19 protein-coding genes and 1 pseudogene are annotated in these 25272 nt (G+C 67.3%); 11 read left to right on the plus strand and 9 right to left on the minus strand.

Annotated elements, in window-relative coordinates; all coding sequences use genetic code 11:
• Nucleotides 1-84 precede the first annotated feature (84 nt).
• Nucleotides 85-1449, minus strand: a complete 1365-nt coding sequence (locus tag ACIBH2_RS17750; RefSeq protein ID WP_397118633.1) for a cation:dicarboxylate symporter family transporter — start codon at nt 1447-1449, stop codon at nt 85-87.
• Between the two features lie 117 nt (nt 1450-1566).
• Here ACIBH2_RS17750 and ACIBH2_RS17755 point away from each other — a divergent pair, with 117 nt between their 5' ends.
• From ACIBH2_RS17755 to ahcY, 4 genes are all read left to right on the plus strand, one after another.
• Complete coding sequence (locus tag ACIBH2_RS17755) at nt 1567-3123, plus strand: ATP-binding protein (RefSeq protein WP_397118635.1); 1557 nt, start codon at nt 1567-1569, stop codon at nt 3121-3123.
• Nucleotides 3120-3812, plus strand: a complete 693-nt coding sequence (locus tag ACIBH2_RS17760) for a response regulator (RefSeq protein ID WP_397118637.1) — start codon at nt 3120-3122, stop codon at nt 3810-3812. Before ACIBH2_RS17755 ends, ACIBH2_RS17760 begins: the two co-directional genes overlap by 4 nt.
• 343 nt (nt 3813-4155) lie before the next feature.
• Complete coding sequence (locus ACIBH2_RS17765; protein ID WP_397118639.1) at nt 4156-5313, plus strand: alkane 1-monooxygenase; 1158 nt, start codon at nt 4156-4158, stop codon at nt 5311-5313.
• 725 nt (nt 5314-6038) lie between these two features.
• Nucleotides 6039-7514 (plus strand): adenosylhomocysteinase, encoded by a 1476-nt coding sequence (ahcY, locus tag ACIBH2_RS17770; protein WP_397118641.1) that lies wholly within the window; start codon nt 6039-6041, stop codon nt 7512-7514.
• Between the two features lie 125 nt (nt 7515-7639).
• Here the strand turns inward: ahcY and ACIBH2_RS17775 are convergent, their stop codons facing one another.
• Nucleotides 7640-8737 carry a glycerophosphodiester phosphodiesterase gene (locus ACIBH2_RS17775; protein ID WP_397118643.1) on the minus strand — a complete coding sequence of 366 codons (1098 nt, stop codon included), beginning with the start codon at nt 8735-8737 and terminating at the stop codon, nt 7640-7642.
• A 98-nt stretch (nt 8738-8835) separates the two neighbouring features.
• On the opposite strand from ACIBH2_RS17775, the gene ACIBH2_RS17780 reads away from it, so the two are divergent.
• The 7 genes and pseudogenes from ACIBH2_RS17780 to ACIBH2_RS17810 all read left to right on the plus strand — a co-directional run bounded on the left by ACIBH2_RS17780 (nt 8836) and on the right by ACIBH2_RS17810 (nt 17504).
• Entirely contained in the window at nt 8836-9483 is a 648-nt protein-coding gene (locus ACIBH2_RS17780; RefSeq protein ID WP_397118645.1) for a dTMP kinase, read from the plus strand.
• Nucleotides 9484-9562: 79 nt separating this feature from the next.
• The gene (mtrA, locus tag ACIBH2_RS17785; RefSeq protein ID WP_029931579.1) at nt 9563-10240 is read left to right on the plus strand and encodes an MtrAB system response regulator MtrA; all 678 of its coding nucleotides are present in this window, start codon (nt 9563-9565) and stop codon (nt 10238-10240) included.
• Between the two features lie 44 nt (nt 10241-10284).
• Nucleotides 10285-11817, plus strand: a pseudogene (gene mtrB / locus ACIBH2_RS17790) (MtrAB system histidine kinase MtrB); the annotation flags it as partial.
• A 764-nt stretch (nt 11818-12581) separates the two neighbouring features.
• A complete protein-coding gene (lpqB, locus tag ACIBH2_RS17795; RefSeq protein ID WP_397118648.1) occupies nt 12582-14393 on the plus strand; it encodes an MtrAB system accessory lipoprotein LpqB in 1812 nt (603 codons plus the stop codon).
• A gap of 119 nt (nt 14394-14512) precedes the next feature.
• A complete protein-coding gene (locus ACIBH2_RS17800) occupies nt 14513-15157 on the plus strand; it encodes a ComF family protein (RefSeq protein ID WP_397118650.1) in 645 nt (214 codons plus the stop codon).
• Between the two features lie 268 nt (nt 15158-15425).
• Nucleotides 15426-16052: a ribosome hibernation-promoting factor, HPF/YfiA family gene (gene hpf / locus ACIBH2_RS17805; protein ID WP_397120830.1), complete on the plus strand. Its 627-nt coding sequence runs from the start codon at nt 15426-15428 to the stop codon at nt 16050-16052.
• Nucleotides 16053-16211: 159 nt separating this feature from the next.
• A complete protein-coding gene (locus tag ACIBH2_RS17810; RefSeq protein WP_397118652.1) occupies nt 16212-17504 on the plus strand; it encodes an acetyl-CoA C-acyltransferase in 1293 nt (430 codons plus the stop codon).
• A 47-nt stretch (nt 17505-17551) separates the two neighbouring features.
• Here the strand turns inward: ACIBH2_RS17810 and ACIBH2_RS17815 are convergent, their stop codons facing one another.
• From ACIBH2_RS17815 to ACIBH2_RS17845, 7 genes are all read right to left on the minus strand, one after another.
• Nucleotides 17552-17998, minus strand: coding sequence for a DoxX family protein (locus tag ACIBH2_RS17815; protein WP_397118654.1), 447 nt, complete (start codon nt 17996-17998; stop codon nt 17552-17554).
• A gap of 30 nt (nt 17999-18028) precedes the next feature.
• On the minus strand, nt 18029-18640 hold the full coding sequence (bluB, locus tag ACIBH2_RS17820) for a 5,6-dimethylbenzimidazole synthase (protein WP_397118656.1): 612 nt from the start codon (nt 18638-18640) through the stop codon (nt 18029-18031).
• Between the two features lie 154 nt (nt 18641-18794).
• Entirely contained in the window at nt 18795-20048 is a 1254-nt protein-coding gene (locus tag ACIBH2_RS17825) for a fatty acid desaturase family protein (protein ID WP_397118658.1), read from the minus strand.
• 95 nt (nt 20049-20143) lie between these two features.
• Nucleotides 20144-21607: a fatty acid desaturase family protein gene (locus tag ACIBH2_RS17830; protein ID WP_397118660.1), complete on the minus strand. Its 1464-nt coding sequence runs from the start codon at nt 21605-21607 to the stop codon at nt 20144-20146.
• 106 nt (nt 21608-21713) lie between these two features.
• Nucleotides 21714-22874 carry a ferredoxin reductase gene (locus ACIBH2_RS17835; protein WP_397118662.1) on the minus strand — a complete coding sequence of 387 codons (1161 nt, stop codon included), beginning with the start codon at nt 22872-22874 and terminating at the stop codon, nt 21714-21716.
• Nucleotides 22875-23053: 179 nt separating this feature from the next.
• Nucleotides 23054-23629, minus strand: coding sequence for a DUF6912 family protein (locus tag ACIBH2_RS17840; RefSeq protein WP_397120832.1), 576 nt, complete (start codon nt 23627-23629; stop codon nt 23054-23056).
• A 58-nt stretch (nt 23630-23687) separates the two neighbouring features.
• The gene (locus ACIBH2_RS17845; protein ID WP_397118664.1) at nt 23688-25109 is read right to left on the minus strand and encodes a wax ester/triacylglycerol synthase family O-acyltransferase; all 1422 of its coding nucleotides are present in this window, start codon (nt 25107-25109) and stop codon (nt 23688-23690) included.
• Nucleotides 25110-25272: the final 163 nt, after the last annotated feature.

Below are 25272 nucleotides of genomic sequence, written 5' to 3' on the forward strand. Positions count from 1 at the left end.
TTGCGGGGGCAGGGGTGCGGGGACGCTCCCGCCGAAGTGCCAGGGCCGCACTCCGGCGGATACTGGTTCCGCCCGGGGTAGGGGTCAGGCCGGAACCAGGTCCTTCTTCTCGAGTTCGACCGGATGGTCGTCGACCATGGTCGCCTCGTCGAAGGGCAGTTTCTTGTCGAGGACCTCACGCACCCGGGCGGCGTCGATGGTCTTGGTCCAGGTGCCGATGAGCACGGTGGCGACCGCGTTGCCGGAGAAGTTGGTGACCGCGCGGGCCTCGGACATGAACCGGTCGATGCCCACGATCACGCCGACGCCGTCCAGCAGCTCCGGTCGATGGCTCTGCAGTCCGCCCGCGAGCGTGGCCAATCCGGCTCCCGTGACACCGGCCGCGCCCTTGGACGCCACGATCATGAACAGCAGCAGGCCGAGCTGTTCGGTCCAGTTCAGCGGCTTGCCCATGGCATCGGCGATGAACAGCGTGGCCATGGTCAGATAGATGGCGGTGCCGTCGAGATTGAACGAATATCCGGTCGGCACAACGACACCCACGGTGGTGCGCTCCACGCCGAGGTGCTCCATCTTGGCGATCAGCCGCGGCAGCGCCGACTCCGAGGAGGAGGTCGCCACGATCAGCAGGTACTCGCGGGCCAGGTACCGCACCAGTTTGAAGATCGACACCCCCGCCGCCGCGCGCAGCAGTACGCCGAGCACACCGAAGACGAACACCGCGCAGGTGAGGTAGAACGCGATCATCAGCACGGCCAACTGCTTCACCGCGTCGAGACCGGTGCGCGCCACCACATTCGCGATCGCGCCGAACGCGCCGATCGGGGCCAGCCACAGGATCATGGTGAGAATCCGGAACACCAGCTTCTGCATGGAGGCCACGCCGCGCAGCAGCGGTTCACCCGCCGAGCCCATGGCCTGGATGCCGAAGCCGACCAGCAGCGCCACGAACAGCGCCTGCAACACCTTGCCGGAGGTCAGCGACGACACCAGCGTGGTCGGCACGATGTCCTTGATGAAATCCCAAGTGCCACCGGCATTGTGGGCGTCCTTGACGTACTTGGCGGCATCCTTGGCGTGCGCGGCCAGATCCAGGCCGCTGCCCGGATGCAGCACATTGCCCACCACCAGGCCGATGGCCAGCGCCGCCGTGGACATGATCAGGAAGTAGGCGATGGCCATACCGCCGACCCGGCCCACCTTCGCCGCCGCCCGCACCGAGCCGATGCCGAGCACGATGGTGCAGAAGATGACCGGCGCGATCATCATCTTGATCAGATTCACGAACAGGGTGCCCAGCTCACCCACGGATTTGCCGAAGCCCGGCGCGAGCCAGCCGACCACGATGCCCGCCAGCACCGCGACGATGACCGCCGAATACAGCCAATGGGTGCGGTCCCGGCGGCGCGGCGGCCGCGCCGTCTCGCTCGGTACTGTTGTCTCGCTCATGGTGGATGCCCTTCGCTACCTGCTGCGTGAGCGCGCTCACACACGCCTTCCGCCAAAATGATGGTCGCGGCAGTGACGCCGGTCACTGTTTCGTACATTTCGTTCACGGAGGTCTGCTTGAAACGTCGTGGAGAGCGCCGACGCCGGACCCTCGCCGGACAGGTGTTCGCGGTGCAGTTGGTGGTGCTGGCCCTGGTGATCGGCGCGGGTACGGCGCTGGTGGTGGTGCAGACGCGCCGCGAACGCGATGACGCCACCCGCACCCAGGTGATCGATGTGGCGGTGACGCTGGCGCGGGCCCCGTCCACCCTCGCGGCGGTGCGCGGGCCCGATCCGTCGGCGGCGCTGCAACCGGTGACCGAGACCATCCGCAAGGCCACGGGCATGGATTTCATCGTCGTCATGGCCCCGGATCGCACCCGCTTCACGCACACCGATCCGACGCGGATCGGAAAGCCGTTCAGCGGCAATATCGATCGGGCGTTGGCGGGGGAGACGTTCATCGAGACCTTCACCGGGAGTCTCGGCTCGTCCATTCGCGCGGTGACGCCGGTGCGCGATGACGGCGGCGAGATCGTGGCGCTGGTGTCGGCGGGGGTGACGCGGGCGCGGATCGGCGATCAGGTCGAGGCGCAGCTGCCCGCCATCCTGGGTATCGCGGCCGGTGGTCTCTTGGTGGCCATCGTGAGCTCACTGCTGTTGCGGCGCAGGCTGTTACGGCAGACGCACGGGCTCGCCCCCGCCGAACTGCGGGCGCTGTACGAGCATCACGAAGCCGTCCTGCACTCGGTGCACGAGGGCCTGTTGGTCTTCGACGCCGACGGTGAGCGCGTGCAGGTCGTGAACGACGAGGCGCGGCGGCTGCTGCGCCTGCCGGAGGGAGAAGTGGTGCGGACCGATCTGCCGGAGTCGTTGCAGGAGTTGGGTTTCGGGGCGGTGCGCGACGAGATGCATGTGACCACCGATCATGTGCTGGTGGTGAATCAGGATGTGGTCGAGCGCGACGGCCGCCGCATCGGCACCGTCGTCACGCTGCGCGATCACACCGAATTGCGCGATGTCATGGGCGAACTCGATTCGGTGCGCGGATTCGCCGACGCGCTGCGCGCCCAGGCGCACGAGGCCGCCAATCGGCTGCACACCGTCATCACCATGGTGGAGCTCGGCCACACCCGCCAGGCCGTCGACTTCGCCACGGCCGAACTGGAATTGACGCAATCGCTCATCGACCGGATGACCGGGGCGGTGGCCGAACCCGCCGTGATCGCGCTGCTGTTGGGCAAGGTGGAGCAGGCCGCCGAACTGGGGGTGGAGTTGACCGTGAGCGGTGATACCGCGCTCGACTCCACCGATCCGCTCACCCCGAACGAAATGGTCACGCTGCTGGGCAATCTCATCGACAATGCCCTCGACGCGGTCGGGCGCGACGACGACGCCTGGGTGGAGGTCACCGTGCGCAACGACCCGGAGGGACTGTTCGTGCGGGTGGCCGACAGCGGGCGGGGGATGTCGGAGGAGGTGTTCACGCGGGCGACCGAGCGCGGCTACTCCACCAAGACCGATCACCACGGGCTGGGGTTGGCGCTGGTGCGGCGGCTGGTGACGCGGCACAGCGGGGAACTGCGGGCCGTGCGGACACCGGAATCCGCTGTGGTCGTGAGGTTTCGGCGATGATCAAGGTGTTGATCGTCGAGGACGAGCGGGCCATCGCGCGGGCGCATCGGTCGTATGTGGAGCGTATCGAGGGACTGCTGCCGGTGGCGGTGGCGCATACCGGGCGCGCGGCGCTGGAGGCGGTGGGCAAGGCCGCGCGGGCGGGGGAGCCCATCGACCTGGTGCTCATGGATATCGGGCTGCCGGATATGAGCGGATTGGAGGTGGCCGCGGCACTGGGGCGTATCACGCCGCGGCCGGATGTCGTCGCCATCACCTCGGCGCGGGATCTGGAGGTGGTGCGGGCGGCGGTGGCGCACGGGGTGGTGCTGTATCTGCTGAAGCCGTTCACCTTCGCGGCATTTCGCGAGAAGTTGGAGCGCTATCTGGAATTTCGCTCCGCGCTTCCGGCCGATGCGGACGCGGTGTCGCAGCAGGACATCGACCGGGCCTTCGGGGCGCTGCGCACACCCGATACCCGGGTGGGGACGCCGAAAGGTATTGCGCCACAGACGTTGGAGGAGATCACGCGAGTGCTGCGCGCCGCACCCGAGGGTGTCACGGCGGGGGACGCGGGGCGAAATATCGGAGTGTCACGTGTCACCGCGTGGCGTTATCTCGAGCGTCTCGCCGATGACGGCGTGGTGCGGCGGCAAACCGACTATGGTCGCACGGGGCGTCCGCGCGTGCGCTATGTGTGGGGGCGCTGAGCGTGCTCGGTGAGAGCTGTTGAGCGCCTTCGCAGCTACGCTGCGTGCGCTCGCGTCCATAGAAATTTCATTGGGAGGGCCGTACGGTTTGCTGACGTCGGGGTGATTACCGCAGCGCGGCTGCGAGTTCGCTCAGGGGGGTTGCGCTGGTAGTCGCGTTCACCTCGGGTTTGCCTGTTATGTGCGGTGATAGACATCACAGGGGTGGGTCCCATACCGCGAACTATCAGGCGTGTAACTGTTGCCACCTTTGCTCGGCAACGCGCGACGTAACGGCGGTAGAGTCTGTACATATCTACCTGCGAAGTTCAAGAGGTATCTAATTAGCGGGGCAAACGTGCAAATGGTCGGCAAACGTTCGGGTTCGCCGGATCCCAAACGTCATCTGTGGGTGTTGGGGCTCATTGCCCCCGCGTCCGCGTTGCTGCCCTCGCAGCTGGTGCTGCGAACCGGCGCCGAGGTGTTCTGGTGGATCGGCCCGATCATCGTGCTGATCGTTATTCCGGTGCTGGACTGGGTCATTGGGGAGGATGGCACCAACCCGCGCGACGAGGACTACGAACTGCTCTCCAACGACCGGTACTACCGGTGGTGCACCTACCTGTTCCTGCCCATCCAGTTCATCGGACTGGTGATCGCCTGCTACATGTGGGCGGGCAGCGAGTTGACCGTCGCGGACAAGCTCGGGTTGGCGGCGACGCTGGGGTTCGTCAGCGGGATCGGCATCAACGCCGCGCACGAACTCGGGCACCGGGTGGAGCATCTGGAGCGCTGGCTGTCGAAGATCGCGCTGGCGCAATCGGGTTACGGGCATTTCTTCGTGGAGCACAATCGCGGGCACCACGCTCGGGTGGCGACGCCCGAGGATCCGGCCAGTGCGCGCATGGGCGAATCGCTGTGGGAGTTCCTGCCGCGCAGCGTGGTCGGCGGTTTCCGCTCCGCCATCACCCTGGAACGCGACCGTCTGCGTCGCAAGGGCAACCGCTGGTGGAGCATCCACAACCACATCCTGCAGGCGTGGGCGATGTCGCTGGTCCTGTTCGGGGTGCTGCTCGCCGTCTTCGGCTGGGCCGTGCTCCCGTACCTGCTGCTGCAGGCCGCGATCGGCGCGGCCCTGCTCGAAACCGTCAACTACGTCGAGCATTACGGCCTGTTGCGCCGCCGCCGCGCCAACGGCAACTGGGCCCGCTGCTCCCCCCGCGACAGCTGGAACAGCGACCGCCTGGTCACCAACATCTTCCTGTTCCACCTCCAGCGCCACAGCGACCACCACGCCAACCCCGGCCGCCGCTACCAAACCCTCCGCAGCTCCGAAGAGGCCCCCCAACTCCCCGCGGGCTACGCCACCATGATCGTCCTGGCCCTCCTCCCACCCCTATGGCGCTGGGTCATGGACCCCCGCCTCCTCGCCCACTACGGCGGCGACATCAGCCAAGCCAACCTCCACCCCCGCAAACGCGACCGCATCCTGGCCCGCTACGGCCTCGCGGCCGCGGCATAACCAACTCTCGGAAACTCTCAGGGGCGTTGCCCCTGAAACCCCAAGAGCGGCAGAGACCCGCGCTGCGGCACCACACCGGGGTGCGGGCGGCCCCCTCCCGTCACAGCGGCTCCTGAGACGGCAGCCGCCCCGACCGCAGCCGCGAAGCTGCCAGTCCCGCATATGGGGTTCGAGGTCGAGGCCACCGAAGCTGCCCAACGCTGAGAGACCGCTGGGGCGCGGCCGCTGAGGCTCCATCCTCGCCCGCTACGGCCTGACCAACTCTCGGAAACTCTCAGGTGCGTTGCCCCCTGAAACCCCAAGAGCGGCAAGTGCCCGCGCCCGCTCGGACGGGTTCCCCCCGGGTCGAAGCTCGGCGACGTAGACGAAAGCCACCCCCATCAACTCCAGCCACAGTTGGCCACCCCCGGTTGCGCGTGTGGGTTCGAGGTTGTGGCCACTGAAGCCGCCCAGTCCACGCTGGAAGGCCGCTAGGGCGCGGCCGCTGAGGCTCCCCGTCTCCCCCCGCCTGTGGGGTTCAGGGGCGTGCCCGCTGCGGGTCCCCGTCTCCCACCCGGGGGGTCAGGGGCGTGGCCGCTGAGGTTCCTCATCCGCGCCGGTGGGGTTTCAGGGGCGCAGCCCCTGAGGTTCCCCATCCCCGCCCGGGGGGTTTCAGGGGCGCAGCCCCTGAGAGTTGCGAGAGTTGCATTAGCCTTGCTGAGGAAGCAGCCGACCAGGAGAGGCAGATGACGACCGCAGTGTCCAGCATGATGACGCCCGATGTCCGCAACGGGATCGATTACAAGGTGGCGGACTTGTCACTGGCCGAGTTCGGCCGCAAGGAGATCCGGCTCGCCGAGCATGAGATGCCCGGTTTGATGGCGCTGCGCCGCGAGTACGCGGAGGTGCAGCCGCTGAAGGGGGCTCGTATCTCCGGGTCGCTGCATATGACCGTGCAGACCGCGGTGCTGATCGAGACCCTCGTCTCGCTCGGCGCGCAGGTGCGGTGGGCCTCCTGCAATATCTTCTCGACCCAGGACCATGCCGCCGCGGCCGTCGTCGTCGGCCCGCACGGCACCGTCGACGAGCCCAAGGGCATCCCGGTCTTCGCCTGGAAGGGCGAGACCCTGGAGGAGTACTGGTGGGCCGCCGAGCAGATGCTCACCTGGCCGAGCGAGCCCGCGAACATGATCCTGGACGACGGCGGCGACGCCACCATGCTGGTGCTGCGCGGCGCGCAGTTCGAGAAGGCGGGCGTGGTGCCGCCCGAGGACGAGACCCACTCCGCCGAGTACACCGTCTTCCTGAACCTGTTGCGCGCCAGCCTCGAAGCCGACAAGGGCAAGTGGGGCAAGATCGCCGACAGCGTCAAGGGCGTTACCGAGGAGACCACCACCGGCGTGCTGCGGCTCTACCAGTTCGCCGCCGCGGGTGAGCTCACCTTCCCGGCCATCAATGTCAACGACTCGGTCACCAAGTCCAAGTTCGACAACAAGTACGGCACCCGCCACTCGCTCATCGACGGCATCAACCGCGGCACCGATGTGCTCATCGGCGGCAAGAAGGTGCTCATCTGCGGCTACGGCGATGTCGGCAAGGGCTGCGCCGAGTCCATGAAGGGCCAGGGCGCGCGCGTCCAGGTCACCGAGATCGACCCCATCAACGCGTTGCAGGCGCTCATGGACGGCTTCGACGTGGTCACCGTCGAGCAGGCCATCGGCGACGCCGATATCGTCATCACCTCGACGGGCAACAAGGACATCATCCTGCTCGACCACATGAAGGCGATGAAGGACCAGGCCATCCTGGGCAATATCGGCCACTTCGACAACGAGATCGACATGGCCGCCCTGGAGCGCTCCGGCGCGGAGCGGCTGAACATCAAGCCGCAGGTCGACCTGTGGACGTTCAAGGAGTCCGGCAAGTCCATCATCGTGCTCTCCGAGGGCCGCCTGCTGAACCTGGGCAATGCCACCGGCCACCCCTCGTTCGTCATGTCGAACAGCTTCTCCAACCAGGTCATCGCGCAGATCGAGCTGTGGACCAAGCCGGACGAGTACGACAACGAGGTCTACCGCCTCCCCAAGCACCTCGACGAGAAGGTCGCCAAGATCCACGTCGAGGCCCTGGGCGGCACGCTGACCAAGCTCACCAAGGATCAGGCCGAGTACATCGGCGTGGACGTGGAGGGCCCGTTCAAGCCGGAGCACTACCGCTACTGAGCGAGAACGCCCGCTGGACACAGGAATTCGGCCGGTCACCCAGGTGACCGGCCGAATTCTCTTCTCGCGCTACCGCACGCCGTCTCCGCAGCAGACCGCGTGCGGCAGGTCCGAAACCTCGCGGACTACCTGCGGTAGCCCTTGGGCAACGGCATGCCCTTGTCCCGCATCACTTCTCGCGCCCGATTCGGGTAGTCGGTGATGATGCCGTCCACGCCCTGGTCGATGACCAGCGCGATGGTCTCCTTGTCGTTCACCGTCCACGGCACGACCTTCAGACCCATGCCATGCGCCTTGGCCACGTACTCGGTGGTGGTGGTGAGCGTGAACCCCGGATCGCTGGCCTTGGCCTCGCTGTCCCACGGATTCACATAGCTCGGCGAGGCGATATTCGCCCCGAGCGCCTTGATCGCGCCCAGCGGATCGTCGGCGTGGTCCTCGTAGCGAATCGGACCCAGCCACGGGCTGCCGGGCTTGAAGGTGGTGTCGTCGTAGAGCGCCACCGTCGGGATATCCGGATTCTCGGCCTTCACCAAAGGCAGGCTGCGCCAGTCGAAACTCTGGATCTCGACCTTGTCGGTGGCACCGGCGTCGGCGACCGCGCCGAGGATGACATCGACGAATTCGGCTGGGGCGGCGGACTGTTCGGGCTTCTCCGCCTCGATCTTGGTCTCGATGTTGTAGCGCAGCCCCTCGAACGCGCCCGGATAGGACTTCACCAGATCGAACAGCTCGGGCAGCCGCGCGATCTTGTTACCCGGAAGTTCCTGCGCCTCGGGGAATCCCGTGAGCTTCTTGCCGCAGTCCAGGGTGTGCACCTGATCGAAGGAGAGGTCGTGAACGAGCTTGCCGACGTAGGGGTACATCGGATCGTCGGGCACGACCGGCGCGGTGTCGACGCACTTCTCGGCCTGGATGACCGGGTCGTGCCAGATGAGCGGCACCTTGTCCTTGGTCAGCACGATATCGAGTTCCAGTGTGCTGACGCCCAATTCGATGGCTTTGGCGAATCCGGGCAGCGACTCCTCGATGGTCATGCCCCGCCCGCCGCGATGCGCCTGGAGGTCGAATTCACCCAGGGCGGCGACCGGTGTGGAGGTGGCGCTCGAGCCGCTGTCGTCGGAGTTGCTGTCACACGCGGTGAGACCGAGGGCGGCGACCGCGACGCCCGCTACGGCGCACGCCCGCCGCGTCATCGACGATGTGGCGCGGATGAAAGTCATGGCGGAAGCCTAGCAATCTTCTGGCAACATTCGGACATCTTGTCGGTGAGCTGCACCGCGGCACGCGAATGTCGGAGCCACCCGGTACTCTCGCGGCCATGGGTGCGTTGGTTGCGGTGGAGGGGCTCGACGGTGCGGGCAAGCGTACGCTCACCGATGCCCTGCTCGCCGACCTGCACGCGCGCGGCCTGCGCGTGGGCACCCTCGCCTTCCCGCGCTACGGCCGTTCCATCCACGCCGATCTCGCCGCCGAGGCGCTGCGCGGCGGGCACGGCGATGTGGCGGCGTCGGTGAATGCCATGGCGCTGCTGTTCGCCCTCGACCGGGCCGACGCGCGCGACGAATTGTCGAAACTGTTGATCGACAACGACATCGTGCTACTCGACCGCTACGTCGCCTCCAACGTGGCCTATTCGGCGGCCCGACTGGAACAGTCCGCCGACGGCGAAATCGCCCGCTGGATCGAGGAATTGGAGTTCGGACGTTTCGAACTGCCGACACCGGATCTCCAGGTCCTGCTGCGGGTTCCGACCGAAATCGCGGAGGAGCGAGCGCGCAAACGTGGCGAAGCGGACACGGCGCGTGCCCTGGACGCCTACGAAAAAGACGGCGGACTGCAGCGGCGCACCGCTAATGTCTACAACGAACTCGCCGAAACCCACTGGCGCGGACCGTGGTGGGTGCATCGGAGCGGTGACGATCCGGCAACACTTGCCGCGCGTCTCGCGGAAATTATTGCTGGATAGGGTTGGATGTGCGCCGGAGTAATCACGACTGTCGGCGAGGCGACCCGAACAGAGCCGGAAGGGTGACAACATAGTACTTATGAAGCCGAAGATTCTGGTCGTCGACGACGATATGGCGCTCGCGGAGATGCTCACGATCGTCTTGCGCGGCGAGGGATTCGATCCCCATGTGGTCGGAGACGGCACGCAGGCGCTCACCGCTGTCCGGGAGCTGCGCCCGGACCTGGTGTTGCTGGATCTGATGCTGCCCGGCATGAACGGCATCGACGTATGCCGGGTGCTGCGGGCGGATTCGGGAGTGCCGATCGTGATGCTGACGGCGAAGACCGATACGGTCGACGTCGTCCTGGGCTTGGAGTCGGGGGCTGACGACTACATCGTCAAGCCGTTCAAGCCCAAGGAATTGGTCGCTCGGGTGCGGGCTCGCCTGCGCCGCACCGAGGAGGAGCCGCAGGAACTACTCTCCATCGCGGATATCGTCATCGATGTGCCCGCGCACAAGGTGACCCGCGGCGGTCAGCAGATCTCGCTGACTCCCTTGGAATTCGATCTGCTGGTGGCGTTGGCCCGCAAGCCGCGTCAGGTGTTCACCCGTGAGGTACTGCTCGAACAGGTCTGGGGTTACCGGCATGCCGCCGACACCCGCCTGGTCAATGTGCACGTGCAGCGGTTGCGCGCCAAGGTGGAGAAAGATCCCGAGAACCCGGAGATCGTGCTGACCGTGCGAGGTGTGGGCTACAAGGCCGGACCGCCGTGATCGCTGGCTCCAGAAACCGCCTCGAGCGGTGGCTGGCGGTGGTAGTGGCCTGGTTCCGAACCCTCGGAGAACAGCTGGGCCACATCTGGCGGCGTTCGCTGCAATTGCGCGTCGTCGTGTCCACACTCACCCTGTCGCTGATCGTGATCACGATCCTCGGAGTCGTGCTCACCTCCCAGATCACCGACCGGCTGTTGGACGCGAAGATCAACGCGGCCGTGGAGGAGATGGCCCGCGCCCGCAATACGGTGCAGAGCACCCTGACCGGTGTGCGTGACTCGAGTACCCCTTTGGTGCGGCTCGACGATGCCCGCCGCGCGCTCACCTCGGGCGGCGGCAGCGGTGGAAGCAGCGGCGCCGCGGGCAGTTACGACTCCGCGCTCGCCATGTACTCCGACAATCGCGAGCTGACCGCGGGGCCGATTCAGGAAATCCCGCCGGAACTACGGCATTTCGTGCAGTCGAATCAGGTCAGCTATCAATTCGCAACCGTCTCCGATCCGGATGGGTATCGCGGACCCGCGCTGATCATCGGAAGTCCTTCCGCGGATATCGATTCGCTGGAGATCTACCTGATCTTCCCGCTCACCAACGAGTCGCGCAGCCTGGCGCTCATGCGCGGCACCATGTTCATCGGCGGCGTGGTATTGCTCGCCGCCATCACGGCTTTGGTGACGCGACAGGTGGTGCTGCCCATCCGCTCCGCCGCGCGCATCGCCAGCCGCTTCGCCGACGGTCGCCTCAAGGAGCGCATGCTGGTGCGCGGCGAGGACGATATGGCGCGCCTGGCCATGGCGTTCAACGAGATGGCCGAGAGTCTGTCGAATCAGATCACCCAGCTCGAGGAGTTCGGAAATCTCCAGCGGCGCTTCACCTCCGACGTCAGCCACGAGCTACGCACACCGTTGACCACGGTGCGCATGGCGGCCGACCTCATCCACGGCTCCAGCGACGAGCTGGACCCGGCGCTGGCCCGTTCGGCGGAGCTGCTCGTGAACGAGCTGGACCGTTTCGAGGGGCTGCTCAACGATCTGCTCGAAATCAGCCGCCACGACGCGGGTGTGGCCGAGCTGCAGGTGGAATCGCTGGATGTGCGCATGTGCGCGCGGGCCGCGGTCTCCACGGTGCGGCATCTGGCCAAGGAGTCCAGCGTCGAGCTGGTGGTGGACATGCCCGAGGAACCCCTTGTGGCGGAGGTGGATCCGCGCCGCGTGGAGCGCGTGCTGCGCAATCTGCTCGCCAATGCCATCGACCACAGCGAGGGCAAACCGGTGCTCATGCGCATGCGCGGCGACATCGACGCCAATGCCGTCGCCATCGTGGTGCGCGACCAGGGCGTCGGGCTGCGGCCCGGCGAGGAGAAGCTGGTCTTCAACCGCTTCTGGCGCTCGGACCCCTCGCGGATGCGCCGCTCCGGCGGGACCGGGCTGGGCCTGTCCATCAGCGTGGAGGACGCCAACCTGCACGAGGGCAAGCTGGAGGCGTGGGGCGAGATCGGCGTCGGCGCGAGCTTCCGCCTGACCCTGCCGCTGGTGCGCGGCCGCAAACTCGGCAGCAGCCCGCTGCCGCTGGAACCGCCCAAGAAGCGCGGCGGCTCGCCCGCCGAACCTCCCCTCCCCGAGGTGTTCACGGGGGAGAATCCGATCGTGGCAGACGGTCTGATTCCCACCTCGCCGTTCACGGAATTCCCGTCCTCCCAACTCGAGGCACCCGCCTCGGGGGAGCCGTCGGAGGCGGGGACGACGGAAACCGCTCCCGCGCAGCCGGATTCGGGCGATACGGCGGATACCGCCACCTTGCAGCCGGGTGCGGGCGCGGCGGATACCGCCACCGCGCAGCCGGGTTCGGACGATGCGGCGGATACCACGGTAGGGGCCCCGAGACCGGTCCAGCCGCAGGAGAATCCGCTCCCCGCCACCGAGCCGACGGCGCGACCGGCCGACAGCGATGGGGGCACGGTGTTCCCGCAGCCGCCGTCGCAGCCACAGCCGACCCAGGGTCCCGCAGGCGAAGACTCGGTGTCGCCGCCGCGAGATACCTCTGCGCCACAGGGAGATTCGCCGTCGCCTCGAGATGCCGCGTCCTCGCCTCGAGATGCCGCGTCCTCGCCTCAGGATGCCGCAGCCGCGCCTCGTCATGACGCAGTCTCCCCTCGGGATGCCGCGGCCTCCTCGCGCGATTCGGCCTCGTCGCGAGAAAACGGGGTCGGTGAGGCTCCGCCGTCGCGCCGGACGTCCAGCCGGGACAGCGCACGGCGCGGTCAGGACGGCCAGGCCGGGGGTGCGTCCGGCGGACCCGACTCTCCCGACGACGTGCTCGCCGATTCCGGGGACGGGAAACCATGAGGCACAGGCTCGGTCAGCTGGCGGCCCTGCTGGGCTGCCTGACGGTCTTGGTCGGCTGCGCGCAGCTGCCGGATTCCTCCGCGCCGCAGGCGCTGGGCACCCTGGACCGCCAGCCCACCAGCACCGATCCGCTGCCACCCATCTCCGGGCGCGAACCCGAGGCACTGCTGCAGGACTTCGTCCAGGCCACCGCCGATCCGGCCAACCGGCATCAGGCGGCGCGGCAGTTCCTGACCCCGGCGGCCGCGGTCAACTGGGACGACGCCGCGAGTATGACCATCGTCGAGAAGCCGGACACGCTGCGGGAGTCGCGCACCGACGACACCGCCACCTACGTGGTGCGCACCCGCAAGATCGGCGAGCTGGAGTCCGACGGGTCCTACCGCGTGCTCGAGGGCACCCTCGAGGACAAGGTCAAACTGGTGAAGGTCGACGGCGAGTGGCGCATCGACGACCTGCCCACCGGGGTTCTGGTGGAGCGCACCGCCTTCAACAAGTCCTATCAGCGGCATTCGCTGTACTTCAGCAATCAGGCCGGATCGGTCATGGTGCCGGATCTGCGCTGGATCTCCGCGCCCAAGGACCAGCTCACCCAGAAACTGTTGGGGCTCATCACCGAAGGCCCGCAGCCCGCCATCGGACCCGCGGTGAAGAACCTGCTGTCGGGTCCGGTCACGCTGCGCGGCCCGGTCACCAAGGCCAGCGGCGACTCCGACAATGTGGGTGTCGGCGCGGGCGGTGTGCTGATCGACTTCTCCGGCGCGTCGGCCCTCGACTCGCGGGCCCGGGAGCTGTTGGCGGCACAGGTGGTGCTGACGCTGTCCGATGCCGAGATCTTCGGCCCCTACATCCTGCTGGCCGACGGCAAACCGCTCGACGACCGCTTCGCCGTCAACGGCTACACCCGCCAGGACGTGGAGGCGCTGAGCCCGGCGGGGGTGGCGCACAACAGCATCGGGCTGCACGCGGTGCGCGACGGATCGCTGGTGCGGGTGACCGACAGCGGTGTGGTGCCCGCCCCCGGCTTCTTCGGCTCCACGCACACGCTGCAATCGGTGGGCCTGTCGCCGGACGGTCAGGTGGTCGCCGCCGTCGCCGATTCCGGCCGCCCCGAGCCGGAGCCGGGCCGCACGCTGATCATCGGCACCTACGACGGCACCGGCTTCCCGGTGGCCACCGGCGGCATGATCAGCCGCCCGTCCTGGACCTCCGACGGCACCTCGGCGTGGGCGGTGGTGGACGGGGAGCGCGTCATCCGCGCCGTGCACGACCGCAACAGCGGCAATGTCTCGGTGCAGGACGTGGACATCACGGAATTGACCGCGCCAGCGACGAATCCGAACTCCACCCTCACTCCGCGCCTGCCCATCACCGAACTGCGGATCTCCCCGACCGGTGCGCGCGCGGCGCTGATCGCGGGCGGCAAGGTCTACCTGGCCGTGGTGACCCCGCGCCCCGACGGCCGCTACGCCCTCACCTCGCCGCTGCCCATCGCCCCGGACCTGAGCACCCCGGCGGTCTCGCTGGACTGGTTCACCCACAACACCGAGATGGACAGCATCATGATCGCCCGCGAGGGCACCGTGGACCCGATCGTGCGCGTGCCCATCGACGGCTCCAGCCTGAGCTCCCTCACGAGCCAGAACCTCACCCCGCCGCTACGCGTGGTGGCGGCCTCCTCCGACCGCCAGTACGTCGCCGATGCCCGCGACGTCATGGAACTCACCAGCAGTGCCGAAGGCGGCGAACGCTATTGGCGCGTCGTACCGGGCCTGGGTTCCAACGCGGTCCCCGTCCTTCCGGGCTGACCCGCCATTCCCGGTAGCCGACGGGAGCCGTCTCCGCGCTACCCGGCTAGACGGCAATTTCCGGGGGTTCGGGGTGAAAAGCCCGGTCAGCAAGGCCATGGCGGGGCACACTGAGGGGCATGGGGGAGTTGCTCGAGCTTGTTCTCCCGCGCACGTGCTGCGGCTGCGGGGTGGGTGGAACCGACTGGTGTGCGGACTGTGCCGAGGCGCTGTCCGGGCCGCCGATCCGGGCGCGGCCGCGGGCCGATCCCGGGGTGCCGTGTTGGGCGCTGGCGACCTACTCCGGTGCGGCCCGGCAGGCGGTGCTGGCCGTCAAGGAGCAGCGCCGCCGGAGCTTGGCGGCGCCGCTGGGACTGGCGGCGGCCAGGGGACTGGATCGCTTGCGGGACAGGGCGAGACCGCTCGTGCTGGTGCCCGCGCCCAGTCGCCGCACCGCCGCGCGTCGGCGCGGTGGCGATCCGGTACTGCGGGTGGCGCGCGTGGCGGCGAGTTGGCTGTCGGATTGCCAACCGGCGCGGCTGCTGCGTATGCGGCCCGGAGTGCGCGATTCGGTGGGCCTGTCCAGGGGCGACCGGGAGCACAATCTGCGCGGCCGGATCATCGTCGCGCCGCGCACCCCGAACGATGTCCGAATTCCGGCAAATGCCGAGGTAGTGCTGATGGATGACGTGTTGACCACCGGTGCCACGGCCCGAGCGTCGGTGCGCGCGCTGACCGCCGCCGGAGTCCCGGTCAGAGCCGTACTCGTGACCTGTCGCGCTTGACTCACCAAAATTTGCGTGAACACTGGCGGAAGGGTCGCTGGCGTACTACCGTCGCGATCAGACACCCGAACGCGAGAGTTTGGAGGTGGCGCCTCGGACATCACGTGCCGAGCGATTTTTCGATCGGCACACGTTTCAATCCCGCCGCACGAGCGGATTGTGCGGCCAGATCCGGGAGGTACGCGTGACGACTTCTTCACGACCTTCAGTGAAAGACGCAGATATTGCGGTGCTGGATTCGACTGTCCCCGACGAGCCCGCCCAGGGCATGCGCGCGGATGTCGTAGTCAAGGGACGCAATGTGGAAGTTCCTGACCATTTCCGAATTCACGTCGCGGACAAGCTTTCCCGCCTGGAACGCTTCGACCCGTCGATCTTCCTCTTCGATGTCGAGCTGTTCCATGAACGCAATCGTCGTCAACGCAAGAGCTGCCAGCGGGTGGAGATCACCGCGCGTGGCAAGGGCCCGGTGGTGCGGGCGGAGGCCTGCGCCGACAGTTTCTACGGCGCTCTCGAAGGGGTCGTGGCCAAACTCGAGAGCCGATTGCGCAAGATGAAGGACCGCCGCCGTGTCCATCACGGGGAGAAGACGCCCATTTCGGTAGCGGAGGCCACCGCAGGACTCATCGACGACTCGTTGTTCGCTTCGGTGAACGGTAACGGGTCCGCCCACGATCACGCCGCCGATGCGGCCGATGGGCAGGAGTACGAGGGTCCCGGACATATCGTGCGCGTCAAGACGCACTCCGCCATTCCGATGTCCGTCGACGATGCCCTCTACCAGATGGAGCTCGTCGGCCACGACTTCTTCATGTTCCAAGACAAGGAGACCGACCGACCGTCGGTCGTCTACCGTCGCCACGCCTTCGACTACGGCCTCATCCGGCTCGCGTAGCCAGGCGTAATTCCCACCATCCGCTTCCGACCGGGGCTCGTCGCACAGCCCCGGTCGCTCGCTGTTACCGGCACCGTAATCTAGCTGTGACAGGCTGTATCGCCTTTCTTCTTACCATGGAGTAAGTTGAGTGGTCAGGCTTTCTCGAAAGGAAATCGCATGGCCACCAAGGCTGCTCGCCGTGCCGTGATCGTCTCGGGGGCTCGGACCCCGTTCGTTCGGGCCTTCAGCGACTACACGCGGATGGACTCCATCGACCTGGCCGATACCGCTGTGCGCGGACTGCTCGCGCGCACCGGACTGCCCAAGGCGGCGGTGCAGGCGATCGTGTGGGGTGGGGTCATCCTGCCGTCCGCCGCACCGAACATCGCCCGGGAAATCGCGCTCGACCTGGAACTCGACCCCGGCTGCGAGGGCTACACCGTCACCCGTGCCTGCGCCTCGGGCCTCCAGGCCGTCACCTCCGCCGCCGCCGCCATCGAGCGCGGCGAATACGACATCATGATCGCGGGCGGCTCCGACTCCACCTCCAATGCCGAGGTGAAGCTTCCGCAGAAGGTCGTGCACGCGGCCGCGCCGCTCGCCCTGGGCAAGCCCAAGCCGAAGGACTACCTCGCCGCCGTCGCGCAGCTCGCGCCCTTCGTCGATATCGTCCCGCGCCGCCCCAAGATCCAGGAGCGCACCACCGGTGAGGTGATGGGCGAGTCCGCCGAGAAAATGGCGCGCATCCACGGCATTTCGCGCGCCGCGCAGGACGAGTTCGCGGCCCGCTCGCACCACCGCGCGGCGGCGGCCATCGAATCCGGGCGCTTCGACAGCGAAGTACTGCCGGTGACCACGCCCGAGGGCGTCACCATCACCCGCGACGGCCTCGTGCGCCCCGGCACCAGCGTCGAGAAACTCGCCACGCTCGCACCGGTTTTCGAGCGCGACGGCACCGTCACGGCGGGCAATGCCAGCCCGCTCACCGACGGCGCGTCGGCGGTACTGCTCATGAGCGAGGAGAAGGCGCGCGAACTCGGCTTCGAACCGCTGGCGGCCTTCCGCTCCTGGAGCTTCGTCAGCGTGGACCCGCGCGACCAGGTGCTCATCGGCCCGGCGATCTCCATGCCGAGGGCGCTCGACAAGGCCGGAATGTCCTTGGGCGATATCGATTTCGTGGATATCCACGAGGCCTTCGCCGCGCAGACCCTCTCCGTGGTGTCCGCACTCGGCAGCGACGAGTGGGCCAAGACTCGCCTCGACCGCGATACCGCCGTCGGCGAGATCGACCCCGCCATCCTGAACGTGCACGGCGGCTCGGTCTCGCTCGGCCACCCCTTCGGCGCGACCGGCGCGCGCATGGTCACCACCATGGCCAACGAACTGGCCCGCAGCGGCAAATCGACCGCGCTGCTGGGTATCTGCGCCGCGGGCGGGATCGGCGCGTCGGCGGTGCTCGAACGCGTCTGAGGTGCTCGAACACATCTGACCGGTGACCGGCACTGTTTCCGCGACGCTCAACGCGCCGGGAACAGTGCCCCCACACCGCGGACCTCCGGCAGCGGAGCCGGATCCCGACGGCTCGGCGGACGCAGCGCCCAGGACAGCAGCGTCAGCAGGCCGAAGAGCAAGGGCGGCAACCAGAGCGAGAACCCGTCGCCCGCCGCGATATGCGAGTACACCGCGCCGCCATCGATGAAGACCACACCGGCATAGGCCCACTCCTTCCAACGCGGCAGCCGCGGCAGCAGAATCACCACGGCCGCCAGCCATTTGGCGATGCCGAGCAGTACCGAGAAGTCGTGGCTGTACCCGAGCCGATCCAGCACCTCCTCGACCTGGTCGGTGTAGACGACATCGGTGTAGCCGCCGTAGACCAGCTCGACCAGCAGGAGCCCCGTCACTATCCAGAAGAGCACCGTCAGCGCGCGTCCGCGCCTGGCGGACTGGACTGTGTTGTTCATACCCCTACGGGTACGCACATCCCGCGATCACTAATCCCGGTTGTCGAAACGCTCCCAGTGCAAGGCGGATTCGAGGGGGCGGCGCTCGCGCCAGCCGAATCGCTCCAAGTCCGGGACCTGCTGGAATTCCCGCACCGGGCCGACACAGAGCCAGGCCACCGGTTTCACACCCTCGGGAATGCCCATGAGTTCGGTCAGGAACGCGGTGTCGTAGAAGCTCACCCAGCCCACGCCGACCCGCTCGGCGGTGGCGGCCAGCCACAGATTCTGAATCGCCAGAATGGTGGAGTAGATACCGGTTTCGGGCACCGTGGCCCGCCCCAGCACATGCGTGCCGCCGCGCCGCTGATCGTGGGTGACCACGATGCCGGTCCCCGATTCGACAATGCCCTCGATCTTGATGGGGTCGAAGGTCGCCGCCCGCTCGGCGGGCAGCGACTCGTGAAACGCCCGCCGCTGCTCCGCCACATGCTCGGCGAAGGCCCGCAACGTCGCGGGCTCGCGCACCACCACGAAATCCCACGGCATCGAATTGCCCACACTGGGCGCACGATGCGCGGCATCCAGAATCCGCAACAGCACGTCGTCGTCGACCACCGCACCGGTGAATTCCGCCCGCACATCACGGCGCAGTCGAATCACGTCATAGACGCTGAGACAAGCAGAGGGGTCGATCGGACCATCAGCACACACAACTCCCAGTGAACCAGCAGGTTTGCTGGCCCGCGCTCGCGCCCCCACAACCCACTGTGCCCCTGCAGATACTTCGGCAGGGGCACGAGATTCCAGCGTGGGCCTAGCCCGCGAAGACGGCTTCCTTGCGGCGGACGATGCGGCGACGACCCTCGGCGAGGGCGGTGCGCAGGCCGCGGCGGCGGCCGGTGTTCGGGTCGACGGTCGCCGTGCCGCCGAAGACCTTCTCCGACTTGGTCTCCGGGGCGTCGTCGGTGGTGTGGCGCAGGTACTTGTTGGGCAGCGAGAGCTTCATGATGGTGCGCCACGACTTGGCGTACTGCACCGGCAGCGAACCGGTGGTGTAGGGCAGGTCGTACTTGTCGCACAGCGCCCGCACCCGCACCGCGATGCCGCGCAGTCGGTTGGACGGCAGATCGGGGAACAGGTGGTGTTCGATCTGATGGCTCAGGTTGCCGGTCATGAAGTGCATGAGCGAGCCGCCGGAGATATTGGCGCTGCCCAGCATCTGCCGCAGGTACCACTCGCCCTGGGTCTCGTTGTCCACGTCGAAGCGGGTGAACTTCTCCGCGCCGTCGGGGAAGTGACCGCAGAAGATCACCGCGTTGGTCCACACATTGCGAATCACATTGGCGGCGAAATTGGCGGTGAGCGTGCCGAAGAACGCCGGACCGGTGAGCAGCGGGAAGAGCAGGTAGTCCTTGCCCGCCTGCTTGCCGATCTTCTTCAGCACCAGGCGGCGGTCCGCCTCGAACTGCAGGCGCTCCGGGCTGCCCGGCGCCCACTTCTTCTTGGCGACCTTGCCGAGCTCCAAATGCTGGATGGCGACGCCGTATTCGAAGAACATCTGCAGCAGCAGGTTGTACACCGGCTGGCCGAGGTAGAACGGCGACCACCGCTGATCGCGGGTGACGCGCAGCAGGCCGTAGCCGATATCGTCGTCCATACCCAGCACATTGGTGTACTTGTGGTGCAGGAAGTTGTGGGTGATCTTCCAGTGTTCGGCGGGACCCGCATTGTCCCATTCCCAACTGGTGGAGTGGATTTCCGGATCGTTCATCCAGTCCCACTGGCCGTGCATGACGTTGTGGCCGATCTCCATATTCTCGATGATCTTGGCCGTGGACAGCAGGGCCACACCGGCGAACCAGGCGGGCGGGAAAAGGCTCGCGAACAGCACAGCGCGGCCGCTGATTTCGAGGCCGCGTTGTAGCCGGATCACATTGCGAATGTATTTGGCGTCGCGTTCACCGCGCGACGATTCGATTTCGCGGCGGATGGCATCGAGTTCCGCGCCGATCGCTTCGACATCCTCGGGGGTGAGATGTGCGTATTCCTTGACATCCGAGATCGCCATGGTGGTTACACTACCGTAGGTTACGGTCCCGTAGGTTACCTACGAATGAATCCCTACCGTGTCGAACAACGCATTGTGTTCGAGACCTGGATCTGCTAGGCGAACTTGCGATTTCGACGCAGGAACCGCGACAGCGACCGGCCCTGCTCGCTGTTGCGGGCCTTCTCGCGCAGCAGCTCCTTCTCGACCCGAGCCTTCTCCTGCAGCGCCGTCTTGGCCTCGCGCAGCACTTCCTTCTCGTGCCGAGCCTTCTCCTTGAGCGCCTCCTTGGCCTCGGCCAGCGCCGAACGCAGGCCCTGCCGCTTACCCGTCACCGGATCCACGACCGGCCAGTGGTGCGCGGCCAGCCACTCATCGCTGGGCAGATGTTCGGCCAGCCATTCGTTACCCGGCATCGAGGGCATGGACGGCATCGACGGCAGGGTGATTCCGGCGAACTTGCGCTCCGAGGAGGTCTCCGGCGCATCGTCGGCGGTGCGCTTGAGGAAGCGGTCCGGCAGCGCCAGTTTGTGAATCGTGCGGAACGCCAACAGGTATTGCTTGCCCAGCGAACCGGTCGTATAGGGCAGGTCGTACTTGTCGCACAGTTCGCGCACCTTCACCGACATCTCCGGATACCGATTGCTCGGGATATCCGGGAACAGGTGGTGCTCGATCTGGTAGCTGAGATTGCCGCTCATGAACCCCATGACCGGACCGGCGTCGAAATTGGCGCTACCCAGCATCTGGCGCAGGTACCACTCGCCGTGCGTTTCGTTCTCGAACTGCTCCTGCGTGAATTTCTCGGCGCCGTCCGGGAAATGGCCGCAGAAGATCACCGCGTATGCCCAGAGGTTGCGGACCAGATTCGCGGTGGCATTCGCCTTCAGGGTCGACTTCCACGCGGGACCGGTGAGCGCCGGGAAGATCACGAAGTCCTTGGCGACCTGACGGCCCGCCTTCTTCATGAACTGCTTGTTCGGCTCGGAGAACCAGTTGTGCCGCCCGATTCCCATCTGCTCCTTGGTGATCGCGAGATCGTGCAGCGCGATACCCCATTCGAACAGCGCCGCCAGCACGACGTTCGCGACCGGCTGGGCCAGATTGATGGGCTTCCATTCCTCGTCGCGGGTCATGCGCAGAATGCCGAAGCCCACATCGTGGTCCATGTCCACGATATTGGTATAGGTGTGGTGGGAGTAGTTGTGCGCGTGCTTCCACTGCCCCGAGGGGCCGGTCTGGTCCCATTCCCAACTGGTGGAATGGATTTCGGGATCGTTCATCCAATCCCACTGCCCGTGGCTGATGTTGTGCCCGAGCTCCATGTTCTCGATGATCTTGGCGACCGAGAGCAGGGCGGTGCCGGTGAGCCAGGCCCACCGCTTCCTGCTCGCGAAGAGGGTGGCGCGACCGGCCGCCTCGAGCATGCGCTGGGCGGCGATGGTGCGGCGGATGTAGCGGGCGTCGCGCTCGCCGAGCGACAGCTCGACGTCGCGGCGAATCGTGTCGAGTTCCTGCCCGAGGGTCTCGATATCGGCCGCCGTCAGATGGGCGAACGCTTTGATGTCGGTGATGGCCACCGGCAGGTCCTTCCGTGTTTTCGAATGTCCCGAACTGGGACGCGAGTCGCAGATCGCGTCGTGGTCGACGCCGTACTCGACTGTTATCGAGGGTACAGGCGTTGGGTCAGACATCCAGGGTGCAGTCGCCCGCCGCGGCGGAGATGCAGGTCTGGACCTTGTCACCGGCGCGGTGCTCGTCGCCGTTGCGCAGATCGCGCACATGGCCGTCGGTGACGGTGAGTACGCAGGTCTGGCAGATGCCCATGCGGCAGCCGAACGGCATCTGCACACCCGCGCTCTCGCCCGCTTGGAGCAGGCTGGTCGCGCCGTCCACCTCGACGGTGCGACCGGTCTTGGCGAAGGTGACGGTGCCGCCCTCGCCCACCGCGGAACGCTCGATCTCGAAGCGCTCCACATGCAGCCGCTCGGCGATACCTGCTGCGGCCCAATGCTTTTCGATCTCGTCGAGCATGGCGGCCGGACCGCAGGCCCAGGTGTCGCGCTCGCGCCAGTCCGACACCCGCTCGTCGAGGTCGGCGAGCGCGAATTTGCCGTGCTCACCGGTGAAGTGCAGATAGGCGTCGAAACCCGGTCGCCGGTCGTGCAAGTCGCGCAGCTCCTCGCCGAACATGACGTCGTCGGGGGTGCGGGCGGAGTGCACATGCGTGACATCGGGGACCACGCCGCGGCGGTCCATGGTGCGCAGCATGGCCATCACCGGGGTGATACCCGAACCGGCGGTGAGGAACAGCACCTTCGACGGCGGCGGCTCCGGCAGCACGAACCCACCCTGCGGGGCGGCCAACCGGACCACGCTGCCGACCGGGACGCCGCTCACCAGGTGGCTGGAGAGGAAGCCCTCCGGCATGGCCTTCACGGCGATCGAGATGAGCCGCTTGGACTTGTGGCCCGGATCGGTCCAATCCGGCGGGCAGGTCAGCGAATACGAGCGCCAGTGCCAGCGGCCGTCCACCAGCACGCCGATGCCGATGTACTGCCCCGGTTCGAACTTGAAGTCGAACCCCCAGCCCGGCTTGATCACCAGGGTGGCCGAATCGGCGGTCTCCTTGCGGACCTCCACGATGCGCCCGCGCAGCTCGCGCGCCGACCACAGCGGATTCACCAGATGCAGGTAGTCGTCGGGCAGCAGCGGGGTGGTGATCCGCGCCGCCGCGCCGCGCAGCGTGTCGAGCCGGGTGCGCCCCGCGGGGCCCTGTTCGGCGACCGGGGCCTCCAGCCACTGGCGCAGGCCTCGCACGGACAAACCCCCAACTTTCAAACCCATGGTGCGGACGCTCTTCCCTCGTCAATTGTGCTTGTGCGGTGCGCGATGAACGCGCGCTGCTGACCTCGTCGCCAGCGAAACCGAGTAATAGGCGAGCGCGTGCGGCGCGCCTCTACCGCCAAGGTTACGGCATCGTAGGTTACGGGGCGGTGGACGCCATGGGAAGAGCGTCGGCTCCCTTACAGCAGGTCGAGCAGGAATGGCAGCTCCTGGGTCGCGTACCAGGCCAGCTGGTGGTCCTCGGCGTCGCCGAGCACGAACTCGGCGTCCGGATCACCCATATCGGCGGCGTCGATGACATCCACGGCCTTGGCGACCGCCGGTTCGGCGTCGACCAGGTCCACGTGCACCGAGGCGATGCGGTTCCAGGTGACCACGTCGGACAGGCGCACCACGGCGTCGTCGAGATCCGGGCGCAGCGTCGCGCCCTCCACATCGGCGGCGATCACGGCGCGGCGGTAGATCGGGCGGCGCGAGGTGGGTTCCGGGGCGGGGGAGTCGGCCGCGGCCGGGTCCAAGGGCGCGTCGATATCGGCGTCGGCGGGTTCGGCGTCGGCGTCCTCGCCGCCGAGTTCGGTGGCGGCCTGGGTATCGGCCAAGAGCCGCAGCGAGGCGCGCGCCGCCTCACCCATGGCGACCTCCGCCAGCTCCTCGTCGTCGCCGGAGGCGTACGCCTCGCGCAACGCCGGGGTGACCGCGAACGCGGTGTCGTTCACGGCCCGCAGCTCGCGGTCCGCCACCAGCTCCCGCAGCATGGCCACGGTGGCGGGGATGTAGACGCGTAGCTTGCCGGGCACGGTACGGCGGGACGACTCACTGGACGCAGGCACCGAGCATCTCCTCCATCGACTCGTGCACCGACGCGGTCAGCACGCCGATATCCGCCATGGCGTCGCGATCGGCGTTGAGCCCGTAGAACACTCGCCCGTCATAGGACGTGAGCCCGATACTCAGAGCCTGAAAGCGCAGCAGCGGCGATACCGGGTACATCTCCAGCATCCGCGCGCCGCCGATGAACATCGGCGTCTGCGGACCCGGCGCGTTGGTGATCACCAGATTGAACGTGTGTTCTGCGAAGGTACTCGCCGCGCGCACACTCATGGCATGCAGGCTCGCCGGGGCGAATCCGGCCATGTGCACGAGCGTGCGGGCGCGCACCCCGCGCCGGTGTTTGGTGTGCACCTCGGTGGCGTGCTTGATATGCGAGAGCCGCATGATCGGATTCGGTTCGCCGACAGGCAGATCCACCAGTAGCGAGGTGACCTCACCGGCCGGTTTCAGCACGCCGTCGGCGCCGTCCGCGTAGACCGACATGGGCACCACCGCGCGCAGGCTGGTGGATTCGGTGAGCACCTCCCCGCGCGAGAGCAGCCAGGTGCGCAGCGCGCCGGTGACCACGGCCAGGATCACGTCGTTGATGGAGCAGTCGAATTTCCGGCGGATCTTGCGGTAGTCCTCCAGATCGGTGCGCACCACCTCGAAGCGGCGGGTGCGGGAGGTGCGGGTGTTGAGCGGGCTGTCGGCGACCCCGATGGCGGCCGCCCGGACCAGCGACACCATTTTGCGGACCGCCTTGCCGGTGGCGTCCACGAAGGCGAAGGCCTCCGCGCCGGTGCGGCGCATCACGTCGAGGGCTTCGCGCGGCTCGGTGGCCAGATGCAGGAGCGCGCCGACGAGCAGCTCCAGATCGGCGGGTTCGCGGCGGGCGGTCCAGGCGTCGTCGGCGACCTCGCGGGGAGCCGCGGTGGTGTCGAGGATCACATGCCCGATCTCCAGGGCGGCATCGCCGTCGACGAGGGCGGAGTGGGTTTTGGTGAAGATCGCGCAGCGGCCGCCGGACAGGCCCTCGACCAGGTACATCTCCCACAGCGGTCGGCTCTGGTCGAGGGGATGTGAGGAGAGCCGGGCCACCAGGTCCAGCAATTGGGCGTCGGTGCCCGGTTCGGGCAGTGCCGAGCGGCGGATGTGATAGGTGATGTCGAAGTTCGGGTCGTCCACCCAGACCGGGCGGCCCAGCGTGAACGGAATCTCGCGCACCTTGCGCCGGTAGCGGGGGACCAGCGGCAGGCGGGCCTCCACCAGGTCGACGAGTCGGTCGTAATCCAGCGGTTTGTTGGCGGAAGTGCCGGTCGGGGCGGGATTTCGCAGCACCGCGAGGGAACCGATGTGCATCGGATTACTACTCGATTCGAGCCGGTAGAACGACGCGTCCTGCGGCGTCAGTCTCGTGATCACGCTGCCCGCTACTCCCTTTTCCGATGCCCGACCCGCACTCATCCTGCCGCCAGAGGCGTCGGCGTGCGCGCCGGTTGTCTGCGCAAGCGATCCGGATCACCGGGGAAGACGGGCGTCGATGCCCAGCCCCCTGCGCCGTCGTCGGGAACCCCTTCCCGATGGG

Origin of the sequence: Nocardia sp. NPDC050406, assembly GCF_044459025.1 — a bacterium.
GTDB lineage: Bacteria > Actinomycetota > Actinomycetes > Mycobacteriales > Mycobacteriaceae > Nocardia.